This is a genomic window from Kribbella sp. NPDC055071 (genome assembly GCF_053608045.1).
Window position 1 is genome coordinate 313933 of the sequence record NZ_JBSGUS010000004.1, and the last position, 13924, is coordinate 327856.

A 13924-nucleotide genomic window follows, 5' to 3' on the forward strand; every position below is an offset into this window, starting at 1 on the left:
CGACGCGGGCGGGCGTCGTCGTACCCCCGGGAACAACTCGGGGGCGGTCGGGTGTTGAGATCGCTGTAGTCGTCTACTTTCGGAGGTCGTAGTGGCAACGGTCGAGCTGACCCAGGAGAACTTCAACGAGGTGGTCGGTAGCGACGGCCTCATCCTGGTTGATTTCTGGGCAGAGTGGTGTGGCCCGTGCAAGATGTTCGAACCCGTGTACGAGAAGTCTTCCGACCAGCACACGGACATCACGTTCGGCAAGGTCGACACGGAGGCTCAGGTCGAGCTGGCGCAAGCGTTCGACATCCGGTCGATCCCGACCCTGATGGCGGTTCGCGACGGCGTCGTCCTGTACTCGGAGCCGGGCGCGTTGCCGGCTGCGAACCTGGAGGACCTGATCGGCCAGCTGCGTGCGGTCGACATGGAAGAGGTCCGGGCCCAGATCGCCGCCCACGAGGCGGAGCACGGTACCGAGCCGCACACGCACTAGTTCACCCGATCCGGGAGCTCGCTCAGAGCTCCCGGATTTGTTGTGCCAGGGCGGATCTGCCCACGCCGGACCGGATCTGCGGGCTGGCGTCGACGGCTGCTCTGAGGTCGCGACGTTCGTCCGGTGACAGGCGGCCCCAGCCGTCCAGGATCACCTTCAGCGCGTGATACTGCTCGTTGCCGGTGAGCGGTCGGGTGACTGCGTCGAGCAAGACCTCGCTGTCGATCAGTGAGAGGTCGCCTTCCATCAATCCGAGTGCGAGCACGCGGACGATGGGAGCGCCGTACAGAAAGAGGTCCTTGACCTCGGCGGGGTCGAACTTCTCGACTGCCGATGCGTTGGAGACTCGCTGGACAATCCGATCGAGGAGCTGCCCACGGACGTCCTGCAGCTCGGCGCCACGCAGCTCGGTGTAGATCGCGGCGTAGGAGTTGAGCTCGGACTCCATGCCGAGTCGTCGCAGGATGTCCGCGCTCTTGCGGGCGTTGCCGGCGATCTGATCCATCAGCTGGATCTCGAACTGGCCGGCCTTGAACGTGCGGAGCCGGTCGACCACCGACGGCAGGAGCACGAGGATGACACCGGCGGCGAGCTCGGCGATGAGCCCCGCGACGCTCACCTCGACGAACAGGCCGACGATCGCGGCGAGTACGAGGGCGCAACCGGCCGACAGGCACGCGATCCGCGCGATCACGTCGATCCGCGGACCGCCCGTCTCCACCCACGACTTTTGCGCGCTCGGAGGCGGCCGAACGGCGTGAGTCGGCACGGTCTCGTCGGGATCAGGCATCAGGGTTGCCTCTCACCTTTGGTGGGCGTGGTGCTGATCGTGCTCCCGGATGAGGGCGTTCGGCAACCAGTCAGGGTCCGCAGGTTGCTGCAATCGGGTCGGTCAGGAGTCGCGTGAGCTGAGCACGCAGAACTCGTTGCCCTCGGGATCGGCGAGGACGGTGAACGACCCATCGGCCGGCTGTCCGACGTCCACGTGGGTGGCGCCGAGCTCCAGCAGGCGCGCGATCTCGGCGTCGCGATCCTGGCTGGTGTGCGGCGCGAAGTCGAAGTGCAGGCGGTTCTTCACCGTCTTGCCCTCCGGCACCGGCACGAACGCCATGCCTGGCCCGATCCGCTCCCACGGGGTGTCGCGCATCGCGCTCTCATCCACCCAGCCGGGGATGTTCACGCACTCTTCGTCGCTCTCGTAAACCGTCTTCCAGTCGAAAGCTTCCGCCCACCACGCGGCCTGCTTCCGCACGTCCGCACAATCAACCACCGTCACATACCACCGCAGCGCCATGGCAACCCCTCCTCGTCATCGGGAGGAACACCTTCGCAGGCCGCACCGACAAAATTCAGCCCGTCAGCCGAGAATCGGTGGTCCGGCGCATGAGGAGCGAGCGACCGACCTCATCGGTGAAGCCCCAGCGGCGATAGAACGGCACCAGCTCGGGCTGGCAGACGAGTTCCAGGCTGCGGATCTGCGCCAGCCGCGGATGCTTGACCACAGCATCCAGCAGAGTCGCGCCGTATCCGGTCCCCCGACTGCCCGGATCCACGACCACGTCGAGCAACAGACCGACGTACGTGAAGTCGGTGAGCACCCTGGCGAAGCCGACTACGCGATCGGAGACGTGCTGCGTCAGTACGACGACCAGGTCGGACTCGACAAGCATCCGGGCGACGTCGTCCGGCGTGCGGTCGGCCATCCACCATGCCGAGTGCAGAAGCCCCAACAGGTCGGTCAAGCGGTCGGGCTCGATCGTCCAGCTGACAGTGACAGTCATCCCGCAAATGGTCGCTGACCCGAGAGAAGCCGGCTGGAAAGAAGAGGGAGCGGGCCCTGGGCAGGAGATTTACTTGCCAGGGCCCGCTCCTGGGGCTGACCGGGGCGGGGTGATCGCGCTGTGGCGCCGGCGGACGGGTGCTGGAATCCGTCCGGGTTGATCACCCGGGTCGTCGCCCGAGGTGTGGTCAGCCGGGGAGGGCGCCGCCTGAGGCGGGCGGCAGATCCCTCTATCGAAGGGGGTTACTCCGCTATCGGAGCGGGTTGAAGGGTGCCAGCTCGCGCGGTGCGCGGCCGGTGGTGATGGTCTCGGCCAGGAGCTGGCCGGTGATCGGGCCGAGGGTGATGCCCCACATGCCGTGGCCGCCGGCGGCGAAGACGCGTGGTGAGGAGGTCGCGCCGATCAGCGGCAGGCCGTCCGGCGTGCACGGACGCGGTCCGACCCACTCGAAGGTGCGCGCGTCCAGGTCGGCGTCCCGCAGCAGGGGGCGCGCGGCCTCGACGATCGCGTCGATCCGGCGCGGGTCCAGCTTGGCCTCCGGCTTGCGGAACTCCATCATCCCGGCGACCCGGAGCCGGTCTCCCAGCGGCGTGCAGGCGATCCGCTGCGCCGGGAAGTAGACCGGGCCGGCCGGTACATGCGCGATCGGCACGCTGAAGCTGTAACCACGGCCGGCCTGCACTACGGTCCGTACGCCGAACTGCCGCGCCAGCCCGTTCAGCCAAGCGCCGGTCGCCATCACCACGGAGTCGAACGGGTCGGTCTCGCCGTCCTCGGTGATCAGCCGGACGCCGCGGATCTCATCAACGATGTCCTTGACCACGACCCCACTGATGATCTGCCCGCCACGGGCGATCACCGAGTCGGCCAGCAGCTGCACGTACTCACCCGGGTTGATGAACCGCTGCCCGTGCAGACGGATCGCCGCGCCGATGTTGTCGGACAGCGACGGCTCGATCTCGCGGGCGTCGTCGCCGGTGATCGCCTCGAACTCGATGTCCTGGCCGGCCGCGTGGATCTGCTCGATCTCCTCGAGCAGCACACTCCGCTCGGCCTCGGTGCGATAGGCGGCCAGGAACGACTTCGCCTCGTACGTCTCGGCCTCGACACCGGCCTTGGCCAGCAGGTCGAAGGCGTTCAGGGCCTGGCGGTTGATCGGGACCAGCGACTCCATCGCGGTCTTCCAGCGTCCGGCGGTGCTGTTGCGAGCGAAGCGGGTGAGGAAACTGAGGAGCCGCGGGCTCGCCGACGGTGGGACATACACCGGTGAGGAGGGGCTCAGCACCGCACGGACGCCGTACTTGAGGACTGCCGGTTCCGGCAGCGGGGTGGCCAGGCCGGGCGTGAGCCAGCCGGCGTTACCCCACGACGCACCTGCGGCGACGCCTTCACGGTCCAGGACGGTGACCTCGACGCCGGCCTCCTGGAGGAACCAGGCGGTGGCGAGGCCGACCATGCCGGCACCGACGACGGCGACGCGATCGGGAACGATATGAGTGGAACCTGCAGCGACCATGTATCGATGGTGCGTCGTCAACAAGCTGCTGTCATGGTGCGATCACACCACTGACGGGACAAATGACTGTGCCGAGCGCACAATAACCTAATGATCACTGCGTCTGACCTGGTCGTTGCCGTCGGTCCAGCCCTCTTCGACGTGGTCGTGGCGGGCAAAGGCGACACTGAAGTGCGCGATGTCTTCGTAGCCGATCCCCAGGAGCCCGCGACCGGTCAGCCCGGCGATCTGGTCCTAGGACTCGGTCTACGCGGCGCAGAGGACGCTGTAGAGCTCGTGGAGCGCTGTGCGGCCGGCAATGCGTCCGGAGTCGTCGTTCGTACGGCGCTAGCCCGCGAAGCCGATGTGGTCACGGCAGCCGAACGGTCCCAGCTCACCCTGGTCGCCCTGCAGCCGAGCGTCACCTGGGCACACGTGGTCTGGCTCCTGCGCGGCGTCATCGATCGGGCCGCCGCACCGGACTCTCCCGCCGCCGGAGACGCCGGAGTCCACCAGGAGCTGTTCGCACTGGCCGATGCGGCCGCTGCGATCGTGGACGCGCCGGTCACAATCGAAGACAACCAGTCCCGCGTCCTCGCGTACTCCTCCGGCCAGGACTTCACCGACCCCACCCGAGTCTCCACAATCGTCGGCCGCCGGGTGCCCGCCGAGGTGATCGCGCACTTCCGGGCCCGTGGGATTTTCCGCCGGCTGGCGCGGTCCAGTGAGCCATTCCTGGTGCCTGATGGACCGGACGGCATCCGCCCGCGTCTCGTCGTACCGGTGCGGGCTGGTGGCGAGTGGCTGGGGTCCATCTGGGCCGTTGTGGACGGTCCAGTGAGTGCTGAGGTCACTGCGGAGCTCAGCAACGCCGCCTCGGTGCTCGCGCTGCACCTGCTCCGGCTGCGGGCGCAGGCGGACGTAGCGCGGCGGAGTGCGATTGACAGGCTGCGAACGGTCCTGCGGCAGTTCTCACCGGACAGTCCGGTCGACGTACGGCTCCCCTCGCCGCCATGGCGTGCGGTCGCCCTCGCATCGCCCGAGGGGTACGACGTGCCCCAGCAACTCGACCTGTGGGAGTCGACAGGCCGCCGGCACGGGTGGAGCGAGCCTCAACTCGCGGACCTGGACGGGACGGTGCTGGCCGTGGTCACCGACGCGGAAGGCCCCGGCTCGTGGGCCTGGCTGCGCAAGCTGGTCACAGAGCAGGCCAAAACCACCCCCGGCACGATCGCCGCGGCAGGTGGTCCTGCACGCGGTCCGGCCGACCTCCCAAGCTCCCGGGCCGAGGCGGTCGAGTTGCTGGGTCTGGTACGACGCGGCGCCGCGCCCGGACCCGCATTACGCGTCGAGGAAGCGTGGCACGTACTGACTGTGCACCGAGCGGTCACCTCGCTGGATACCACCAAGATGGACGGACCGCTCGCCACGCTGCTGCGGCACGACATCGAGCACGACACCGGGTTCGTGGAGACCTTGCAGGCGTGGCTCGACTATCCGGGTCAACCGCAGCGCGCCGCCCGGGAGCTGCACCTGCACACGAACACCTTGCGGCATCGGATGAAGCGGATCGGCGAGATCGCAGCGCTCGATCTGTCCGATCCCCAGGAGCGTCTGGCGCTACAGCTCCAGATCGCGGCCGTGCGAACCGAGCACTAGGGCGTGGGATCGGGAGACACGCCCTAGTTCCCCACCGGGCTGAGATCTACGCCACAGGCCGGTGTAACAAGGCTTCACATTCTGGCAATGGTTGGGCAACATGCGGCTGATTAAGTTCTTCTCAGGAGCTGGTCCGACCGTTCACCAGGCGGCCGGAACGGCTCGGGTCCGAGCTTTTCACCAGGAAGCTCGGGCCCCCTCTCGTGGCCCGGCGGTTGTCTGAGCGACCGCCGGGCCCAGAGTCGGCACAGAGCGCCGGCACAGAACTGACCCGAAAAGTTGCCCCTGACGCGGCAAATATTTGCTCAGGACAACCGATTCACGATCGTCGCGTAGACGCCGGGCAGTCGCGCCGCCGCCGGAACGATCCGGGGACCGAGCAACGACCGGTTGCGGGCCCACAGCAACGACCCCGTGAGCAGCCGGCATTCCCGCGACACCCGCCGCCACGCTGCCTCGTACGACGCGGGCTCGTCGCGCCGGACGCACTTCACCAGCTCGGCGGAGGTGCGGAGCGCCACCGCGATCCCTTCACCCGTGAGAGCGTCGACGTATCCGGCAGCGTCACCCACGAGCAGCACCCGGCCGGCCACCCGCCCACGGACGCGCTGGCGGAGCGGACCGGCGCCCATCACCGAGCTCGCGGGCGCAGCACCGCGCAACCGCTGCCGAAGCGCCGGAAAGGCTTCCAGGTGCGAGTTGAACGTCCCGCGTGCCGACGTAAGGATCGCAACGCCCACCAGATCGTCCGCCACGGGCGTCACGTACGCCTCCCCCAGCCGCGACCAGTAGACCTCCACCAGATCCGTCCAGGGCGCCACGGAGAAGTGCTGACGGAGTCCCCGGCGTACGTCCGAAGACGGCGGGCCGCAGAGCGACAACTGGCGGCGGATAGGCGAGTGGAGGCCGTCGGCGGCCGCCAGATACCGGGCGGTGATCCCAGCGGCAGTCACCGAGGTCAGGTTCTGAGTGATGGGCCCCACCCGCGCCCGCACCACCTCGATCCCCAGCTCGGCCATGCGGGCGGACAAAGCAGCCTGCAACGTCGTACGCCGAACTCCTAGCCCTGGACCAGCGACGAACCGAGCGTCGACCCGGTGCGCCGAGTCGAGATACCGGATCCCCTGAAACGGCCGGCCGGCCAACTCGACTCCCAGCCGACCCAGATAGTCGACCGCACTGTGGGCAATACCCTCGCCGCAGGCCTTGTCGATCGGAGCCGCGCGAGGCTCAACAACCACAACAGACAGGCCCGCCAAGGCCGCCCGAATCGCGGTCGCCGCACCGGCCGGCCCCGCCCCGGCAACCAGCAGGTCGGGCCCGTTCACTTCACCAGAGCTGTATTCAGGGCGGTTTCCTCGGCGCGAATCCGGACGGCCAGCAGCGGGATGTTCAGCACAGTAAAGACGAGCGCGGTGATCCAAGCGGTGTGCACCAACGGCAGTGCGATGCCCTCAGCCACAACCGCCACGTAGTTGGGGTGCCGGATCCACCGATACGGGCCGCCGGCAACCAGCTTCAGTCCCGGTACGACGATCACCCGCGTGTTCCACTGGTGTCCGAGCACCGTGATGCACCACCACCGCAGGCCTTGCGCCAGCAGAACCACGGCGAGCATCGGCCACCCGAGCGCCGGGATGAACGAGCGGTGCGCCCCTTCCACCACACAGGCCGCGAGCAGCAAGGTGTGCAGCGCGACCATGAACGGATAGTGCCCGCGACCGGACTCCACCCCGCCCTGCGCGAAACTCCACTTGGCGTTGCGCAGTGACACCACCAGCTCGGCCACGCGCTCGAGACCGACGAGCACGATCAGCACCACGTACCAGGCGTACATTCACCACTCCAGGAGGACGAGCTCGGAACAGAATCCCGGCCCCATCGCGAGCAGCACCGCGGGGCCCCTGGGAGAAGGATCCAGCTTGAGCGTGTCACCGAGGACGTGCAGCACCGACGACGACGACAAATTGCCGACCGCGTCGAGTGACTTCCAGGTCAGACCCAGCGCCCCCGGCCGCAGCTCCAGCGTCTCCGCCACGGCCTCCAGCACCTTGGGACCGCCCGGATGGCTCACCCAGGTCCCAATCTCCGGCACCGTGAGCCCGTAGTCCGCCAGGAACGCGGTCACGTCCCCACCTAGGTACGTCCGCACCACCTCAGGCACGTCCGCCCCGAGCACGATCCGGAACCCACCAGACCCGACGTCCCATCCCATCACGCGCTCCGAGTCCGGGTACAGCCGCGAACGCGTCGCCACCACTGACGGCCCGGCCGCGAGCGGATGCTCCGACCCGGTCAGCACCACTGCCGCAGCACCGTCCCCGAACAGCGCCCCGCCCACGAGGTTCGGCAGCGACGCGTCGTCGCGCTGCAGGGTCAGCGAACACAACTCCACCGACAGCAGTACGGCGACCTGCGTCGGCCAGGCGAGCAGATAGTCGTGCAGCCGGGCGATACCCGCCGCTCCACCCACACACCCCAGCCCGAACAGCGGCATCCGCTTGACGTCCTCCCGCAGCCCGAGCCGCACGGCCACCCGCGCGTCGATCGACGGCGCAGCGACCCCGGTCACGGTGGTGAACATCAGTACGTCGACATCGTCCAGCGTCAGCCCAGCGTCCTTCACCGCGCCCGCAACCGCCTCAGCGCCGAGGTCCACGGCCGCCGCGATCCACGCGTCGTTCGCATCACCGAAGTCCTTCAGTGCGGCGTACTGCTCCAGAGGCAACGCGAGATGCCGCGAGGACACCCCGGCGTTCGCGTGCAGTCGCCGTAAGAGGGCGAGCCCACGTCCGTCCGGCAGACAGATGTCCGCGAAGGCCTCGGTCAACGTGGACTGCGGATAGCGGTACGGCGGCAACGCGGGCCGGACCGCTGCGATCCGCGTCATCGTGGCATCGTTACGTCGGTGAGGATCCTCGGGACGGCACGTGGTCTGGCATTGGCCTGCCACCCCGGTCCGACGGTCGCCGTGACGGTCCTCATCACGGCCTTGGCCTGGTCAGCCGGGCGCAGTCCGGCAGGGTGTCTCCTGGTCGCAGCAACGATCCTCACCGGCCACCTCTCGATCGGCTGGAGCAATGACGCGATTGATGCAGCCCGCGACACCATTGTGAACCGACAGGACAAACCTGTGGTGCGTGGACTGGTGAGTCGCCGCACGCTCGCGGTCGGCGCCGGCGTCATGCTGGTCGTCACGATTCCGGTCTCCCTCGCGAACGGGATCGCCTCCGGGCTGATGCATCTGCTCTTCGTCGCGTGCGCCTGGGCGTACAACCTCGGGCTGAAGTCGACCCCGATCTCCTGGCTCCCGTACGCGGTCGCATTCGGCGCGCTCCCGTCGTTCGTCACGTTGGGTACGGCCCACGTGTGGGCGCCGTGGTGGGCGACCGCCGCCGGCGCGCTGCTGGGGATCGGTGCCCATCTGGCAAACGTCGTACCCGATCTGGCCGATGATCTGGCGACCGGGGTTCGGGGCTGGCCGCAACGACTTGGTCGCTACGCCCGGCTGATCGCGCCGCTACCGCTGGCGGCCGCGACCGTGCTGCTCGTGATCGGACCGGCCGGAGCGATCGGCCTGACCGGCTGGATCGCCCTCGCCATCGTGGCCGGGTTGCTGGTCGTGATCGTCGCTTGGCGGAACGCGCCGTTCCTCGTCACGATCGCGATCGCCGCCGTCACCATCGTCGCCCTGATCCTCCGAGGCAACGCACTCGTTTAACCGCGCACTCCTTCCCCTCCTTCGAGGGTTTTCAGAACCCTCAAAGAAGAAAGCAAGGACAGGAAAAGAAAAAATAGAGTTGCTGGGCGCGCGGCGGGCTCGGTGCGTAGGTGCGGGCGGCCTGTGGTTGGCGTGTCGAGAATGCGACGACCGCGGCGCGTGAGGGATCGCGGCTGTCGAGGACCAGGCGCTGAGTGAGCGGTCCTGCAGCCCCGGGTGCGGATGCCTTGCGTGCCCGCTGGGTGGTTCGAGTCGTGGATTATGGCGTGGTGGGGTGTGTCTGGCCGACCACGATCCACGACTCGATGCCGGCACGTACCCTGACCAGCCGACCACCACCGGCCCGCCCACCCCAGCCAGGCACCCAGCACCTCTCTATTTTCCCTTTCCTGCCTTTTTAACGCTCTTGCTCTTGTTCTTTGCTCTAGGTCTTCAGAACTTCTTCTTTCTCTTCTAGGTGGCGTGCGGTTTCAGCGGTGCATTGCTCCCGAGGATCGCGGCGGTGAGTGCCTCCGCGGGCTCCTTCGCCGCCCGAGGGTTGGTGATCAGCACCAGATCGACCGGCGGCAGCTCCGGCAACCCGGCGCTCGGCGGCGGCTCGACCAGGTCCACCGGCATCAACGACCGGGCAAAGATCGCGATCCCCAGACCGGCACGGACAGCCGCGAGTACGCCGTTGACCCCCCGGACGATGCATGTGATCCGGCATGACCGACCGGCCTGCTCCAGCGACTGCACACCGAGTGACCGGCTCAGTGACGGCGCCTGATACGCCACCAACGGCACCGGACCATCGGGCGCGATCCGGGTCCCCGCGATCCCGGCCCAGACCAGCGGGTCCCGTCGTACCAGCCGTCCGTTCGGCTCGTAGCCACCGCCACCTTGCTTGACGTAGGCGAGATCGAGGTGGCCCGACTCGACCCGGCGGAGCAGGCTCTGGCTCTGGGCGACGGTCAGCTCGAGGTCGATCCGGGGATAGAGCTGACGGAAGTCGCGCAGGATCCGCGGCAGCGGGGTCAGCGCCAGGTCGTCGGTCACCCCGAACCGCAGCCGGCCACGCAACTCGGAGCCGGTGAAGTACCCGGCCGCCTCCTCGTGCGCGGCCAGGATGGTCCGCGCGAACCCGGCCATCGCCTCGCCGTCCGCGGTCAGCGTCACCGTCCGGGTGTCCCGGACGAAGAGCGGACGCCCGACCGCCGTCTCGAGTTTGCGGACGTGTTGACTCACCGTCGGCTGCCGGATGCCCAGCCGATCGGCAGCCTGGGTGAAGCTCAGCGACTGGGCGACCGCCAGGAACGTCCGCAGCTGGTCCGGGTCATACATCGATTCACCTCTCATTACGCGACGCTATAAGACTAATAGGAGTAATTCGCTGTCGGAATTCAGTACCGAACAGTGAGGATGGAGATGTCCTCCCCTGACCAGTCCACACGCGTAGGGATCGCTCTTGACCACCCGGGCCACCGGTACTGTCCCATCCGTCCCCGAATCCGTCTCCGACTTCCACACCCACCGAACCACCACCGCGGACAAGGTCCGCGAACCCCAGCGGCGTCCCGGCTTCAAGGACACGTTCAGCGCACTGCAGGTACGAAACTTCCGCCTCCTCGTCAGCGGCCTCCTGGTGGTGTCGACCGGCGGCTGGATCCAGCGGATCGCCCAGGACTGGCTGGTACTGACGCTCACCGGCAGCGCCACCGCGGTCGGCATCACCACCGCGCTGCAGTTCCTCCCCACCCTCCTGCTCGGCCTGTTCGGCGGCGTCATCGCGGACCGCTTCCCGAAGCGGAAGGTCCTGCTCGTCACCCAGTCGACCTTCGGATCCTGCGCGGCCGTGCTGGCGGTGGTCGCGTTCACCGGCCATGTGCAGGTGTGGCACGTCTACCTGATGGCGTTCGTCCTCGGTCTCGCTACCGCGGTCGACAACCCGACGCGGCAGTCGTTCGTCACCGAGATCGTCCCCCGGGACAAGGTCCGGAACGCGATCAGCATGGTCTCGTCGACGTTCCAGCTCGGCAGCATGATCGGACCGGCCCTCGGCGGCGTGCTGCTCGGCGTGCTCGGCACGCCCTGGGCGTTCGCCATCAACGCCTGCACGTTCTTCGCCTCGATCAGTGCCTTGCTGCGGATGCGCGAGAGCGAGATGCCCGGGATGCACGCGGCCCGCAAGGCCAGCGCCGGGATCCGGATCCGGGACGGGCTGCGCGACGGCCTGCGGTACGCGTTCCACGAGCCGGCTGTCCGCTGGTCGATTGCACTGGTCGGCATCTACGGGATGTTCACGATCAGCCTGCCGGTCACGCTGACGGCGTTCGCTGACCGCGTCTTCCACACCGGCGCATCGGGGTACGGCGTACTCAACTCGGTTGTCGCGTTGGGTGCGTTGGCCGGCGCACTGTTGTCCGCTCGCCGGGTGCGGCCGAGTCGCCTGCGCAACCTGATCGGTATCGCGGCGCTGCTCACGCTCACCGAGGTACTGGCCGCGATCCAGCCGTCACTGTGGACCTTCATCCCGGTGCTGGCCTCGATGGGTGTGGCCACGCTGATGTTCCTGACGGCCGCGCAGTCCATGGTTCAGCTGACGACGCCGGACGGTCTTCGCGGCCGGGTGTCCGGGATCTACAACCTGGTCTTCATCGGCGGCGGCGCGATCGGCGGACCGACCGTCGGATTCCTCGCCCAGCACGTTGGTGCCCGCAGCGGTCTTCTGCTCGCCGGGCTCATCCCAGCGGTGGCAACGGTGGCGATCACCCTGAGGCTGCGGCGTGACGGACGGTTCCGGCTGGTCGTCGTACGGACTCGTTCACCCTGGAACCAGGCCCCGCTCCGCCTCGAGCAGACGTCCATCCAGCTGTCGGCGCCCATCCCCGCCGAGCCGACGCCGCGCGCACCGCGCACGTTCCCCCTCAGCCGCCGTCACGCCCGCACCGACCCCCACACCCGGCCACTCCGAACCCGGCGCCGCCCCCAGCACCACTGAGTCCGCGACCTTGAGAACCCACCAACCATTTTCGGCGTCGGACTGTGGCTGGTGGGTTCCCAAAGTTGGATTTACGGAACGTTGATCACGCCGACCGGCGGGACCTTGACGGTGCGGTGGTGCTTGGTGCCGCCGAGGATGACCTGACGCAGCGCCACGTTGTTCTTGGTGTTGGCCTCGAACAAGCGGTTCTCCGGGTTAGCGGTCACCTGGACGTAGTACGTGCCGTTCGGCAGGTCCGTCACGTCGAAGGACTGGCCGGGCAGGGACTGTACGTAGGTGTCACCGGATCCGACATCGAGCACCTCGCGGACCGACAGCGATCCGTGGTTGCCACACGCGGTGTGCAGGTCGGTGTTTCCCGGGTGCCAGTTGGCGTTCTTCACCGTGTAGTCGATCGAGTCGGTCGCGGCCAGGCAGAAGGCTTCCTTCTGGCTGCGGACAACCTCGGTCTGCTTCGAGTTCGTCAGGCTGTAGCGGGCGAAGTCCGTGAAGTGCCAGTGGTTGTGGCCCTCACGTCCGTCCCACTCCAGCGTGCCGGTGTTGTGGTAGCCGACCTCCTTGCCTGATCCGTCGTAGAAGTACTGGTACGCGTCCATCAGGTCCTTGCCCTGCTGCCGGAAACCGTCCAGCACCAGCGGCGACGGACCCGCGTTCCACACGGTCGCCGAGAACTGCAGGAAGTCCTTGTCCGCGTCCGGCGTACCTTCGTCGCCGGGCACGACCTCGATCCCCCAAGCGGGCACCGGGACCAGGTCCGGCTTCGGACCCTTCGGCACGCTCGCCTTCCCGGTCGGACGGGCCGAATGCGGCTTCGGCGCCACCGAGGTCGCCGCAGCATTCTTCACAGCTGCCGCCTTCAAAGCTGCCGCCTTCTGGCCGGCAGCGCACCCACGGACACCGTGTCCGGGGTCGCACCCCTCGTCCGGCACCACGGTGACGTTCAGCGAGACCGCGCCGTCGGCCGTCGGGATCTTGTAGAAGTCCCGGTACGCCTTGCTCACCGTGACGGTCGCCTTGTACTTGCCCAGGGCAAGCTTCACCGGAGCGCCGTAGCCGCCGTAGGTGTTCGACGACCAACCGGTCTGCAGCCCCCAGACCGACCCCTGGGTGAACGGATTCGCGTAACAACCTTCCGGGTACGGCGAAGTCGCCGGCGCATCCGGCCGAGTCCGCGAGCCCTCCCCGTTCAGGCACAGCGACTGGTCCTGCTCCAGCACCTTCTTGCCGGTCGCATCGGTGAACGTGACGTGCAGGAACTTCCCGAGCCCGTTGAAGTCGGTGACGAGCCCCTTCGGCAGCGTGCGGCCCGCCTTGCCCTTCACCCACTCCTTCGCGACCACCGGCGACTTGTACGACGCCCTCGTCGCGCGGACCTCGATCGGTGCGTTACCCGCCACCACGTGCGTACCGAGATCCAGGTCGACGCCGTAGTCCTCGACGCTGGTCAGCGTCACATCGGTGCTTCCGGCAACCAATTTCAGCGCGGGTCGCGCCGTGGCCGTCGTACTGGACGACACCGCCGACGCCCCGGTGGCCGCGAGTGCGACCAATCCGGCCGCTCCGACCGCGGCGATCGCCGTACGGCCGAGTTTCCTCGAGGTATTGATGATGGAACCCCCTCTGCTTCGACCGACGTCCTCACGAAGCCGGTCACTGCAGGTACGACGCTCACCGCGGAGCGAAGTTGATGAAGGTTCGATGGCAGTCACGTCACAGCCCGTTCCGGAAAAGTGACAGGACCTGAATACTTGACGGTGTAAATTAAACAACCCTAGGCTCGGCCGGGTCCGCTCTTCTCCTCCCC

General features: G+C 67.8%; 13 protein-coding genes. 4 read left to right on the plus strand and 9 right to left on the minus strand.

The genetic code is table 11. From position 1 onward, the window contains the following. Positions 1-91 precede the first annotated feature (91 nt). Positions 92-481, plus strand: coding sequence for a thioredoxin (trxA, locus tag ACWF4Z_RS09970; protein WP_452242602.1), 390 nt, complete (start codon positions 92-94; stop codon positions 479-481). Between the two features lie 22 nt (positions 482-503). Here trxA and ACWF4Z_RS09975 read toward each other — a convergent pair whose 3' ends face one another. The 4 genes from ACWF4Z_RS09975 to ACWF4Z_RS09990 all read right to left on the minus strand — a co-directional run bounded on the left by ACWF4Z_RS09975 (position 504) and on the right by ACWF4Z_RS09990 (position 3778). Further along, complete coding sequence (locus ACWF4Z_RS09975) at positions 504-1271, minus strand: hypothetical protein (RefSeq protein WP_452242603.1); 768 nt, start codon at positions 1269-1271, stop codon at positions 504-506. Between the two features lie 102 nt (positions 1272-1373). Next, entirely contained in the window at positions 1374-1775 is a 402-nt protein-coding gene (locus ACWF4Z_RS09980; protein ID WP_452242604.1) for a VOC family protein, read from the minus strand. Between the two features lie 55 nt (positions 1776-1830). Further along, positions 1831-2262 (minus strand): GNAT family N-acetyltransferase, encoded by a 432-nt coding sequence (locus ACWF4Z_RS09985; RefSeq protein ID WP_452242605.1) that lies wholly within the window; start codon positions 2260-2262, stop codon positions 1831-1833. A 250-nt stretch (positions 2263-2512) separates the two neighbouring features. Further along, positions 2513-3778, minus strand: coding sequence for an NAD(P)/FAD-dependent oxidoreductase (locus ACWF4Z_RS09990; RefSeq protein WP_452242606.1), 1266 nt, complete (start codon positions 3776-3778; stop codon positions 2513-2515). A gap of 90 nt (positions 3779-3868) precedes the next feature. Here ACWF4Z_RS09990 and ACWF4Z_RS09995 point away from each other — a divergent pair, with 90 nt between their 5' ends. After that, a complete protein-coding gene (locus ACWF4Z_RS09995; protein ID WP_452242607.1) occupies positions 3869-5416 on the plus strand; it encodes a PucR family transcriptional regulator in 1548 nt (515 codons plus the stop codon). A gap of 305 nt (positions 5417-5721) precedes the next feature. Here ACWF4Z_RS09995 and ACWF4Z_RS10000 read toward each other — a convergent pair whose 3' ends face one another. Genes ACWF4Z_RS10000 through ACWF4Z_RS10010 form a run of 3 tightly spaced genes read right to left on the minus strand, consistent with a single transcriptional unit; the run spans position 5722 to position 8306 of the window. Continuing rightward, positions 5722-6744, minus strand: a complete 1023-nt coding sequence (locus ACWF4Z_RS10000) for an NAD(P)/FAD-dependent oxidoreductase (RefSeq protein ID WP_452242608.1) — start codon at positions 6742-6744, stop codon at positions 5722-5724. Beyond that, complete coding sequence (locus ACWF4Z_RS10005; protein ID WP_452242609.1) at positions 6741-7253, minus strand: isoprenylcysteine carboxyl methyltransferase family protein; 513 nt, start codon at positions 7251-7253, stop codon at positions 6741-6743. The genes ACWF4Z_RS10000 and ACWF4Z_RS10005 overlap by 4 nt, the downstream gene beginning before the upstream one ends. Further along, on the minus strand, positions 7254-8306 hold the full coding sequence (locus tag ACWF4Z_RS10010) for a type III polyketide synthase (protein ID WP_452242610.1): 1053 nt from the start codon (positions 8304-8306) through the stop codon (positions 7254-7256). It abuts the gene before it with no gap. Positions 8307-8324: 18 nt separating this feature from the next. Between ACWF4Z_RS10010 and ACWF4Z_RS10015 the strand changes: the two genes are divergently transcribed. Further along, positions 8325-9137 (plus strand): UbiA family prenyltransferase, encoded by an 813-nt coding sequence (locus ACWF4Z_RS10015; protein WP_452242611.1) that lies wholly within the window; start codon positions 8325-8327, stop codon positions 9135-9137. 453 nt (positions 9138-9590) lie between these two features. Here the strand turns inward: ACWF4Z_RS10015 and ACWF4Z_RS10020 are convergent, their stop codons facing one another. Beyond that, entirely contained in the window at positions 9591-10460 is an 870-nt protein-coding gene (locus tag ACWF4Z_RS10020; protein WP_452242612.1) for a LysR family transcriptional regulator, read from the minus strand. Between the two features lie 124 nt (positions 10461-10584). On the opposite strand from ACWF4Z_RS10020, the gene ACWF4Z_RS10025 reads away from it, so the two are divergent. Next, positions 10585-12117, plus strand: coding sequence for an MFS transporter (locus ACWF4Z_RS10025; protein ID WP_452242613.1), 1533 nt, complete (start codon positions 10585-10587; stop codon positions 12115-12117). Positions 12118-12188: 71 nt separating this feature from the next. Here the strand turns inward: ACWF4Z_RS10025 and ACWF4Z_RS10030 are convergent, their stop codons facing one another. Beyond that, positions 12189-13829: a lysyl oxidase family protein gene (locus tag ACWF4Z_RS10030; protein ID WP_452242614.1), complete on the minus strand. Its 1641-nt coding sequence runs from the start codon at positions 13827-13829 to the stop codon at positions 12189-12191. Between the last annotated feature and the right edge of the window lie 95 nt (positions 13830-13924).

Excerpts from the sequence above, each read along its gene's own strand:
- ACWF4Z_RS09975 (WP_452242603.1), bottom strand. The coding sequence starts at position 1,271 with ATGCCTGATCCCGACGAGACCGTGCCGACTCACGCCGTTCGGCCGCCT.
- ACWF4Z_RS09980 (WP_452242604.1), bottom strand. The coding sequence starts at position 1,775 with ATGGCGCTGCGGTGGTATGTGACGGTGGTTGATTGTGCGGACGTGCGG.
- ACWF4Z_RS09985 (WP_452242605.1), bottom strand. The coding sequence starts at position 2,262 with ATGACTGTCACTGTCAGCTGGACGATCGAGCCCGACCGCTTGACCGAC.
- ACWF4Z_RS09990 (WP_452242606.1), bottom strand. The coding sequence starts at position 3,778 with ATGGTCGCTGCAGGTTCCACTCATATCGTTCCCGATCGCGTCGCCGTC.
- ACWF4Z_RS09995 (WP_452242607.1), top strand. The coding sequence starts at position 3,869 with ATGATCACTGCGTCTGACCTGGTCGTTGCCGTCGGTCCAGCCCTCTTC.
- ACWF4Z_RS10005 (WP_452242609.1), bottom strand. The coding sequence starts at position 7,253 with ATGTACGCCTGGTACGTGGTGCTGATCGTGCTCGTCGGTCTCGAGCGC.
- ACWF4Z_RS10010 (WP_452242610.1), bottom strand. The coding sequence starts at position 8,306 with ATGACGCGGATCGCAGCGGTCCGGCCCGCGTTGCCGCCGTACCGCTAT.
- ACWF4Z_RS10020 (WP_452242612.1), bottom strand. The coding sequence starts at position 10,460 with ATGTATGACCCGGACCAGCTGCGGACGTTCCTGGCGGTCGCCCAGTCG.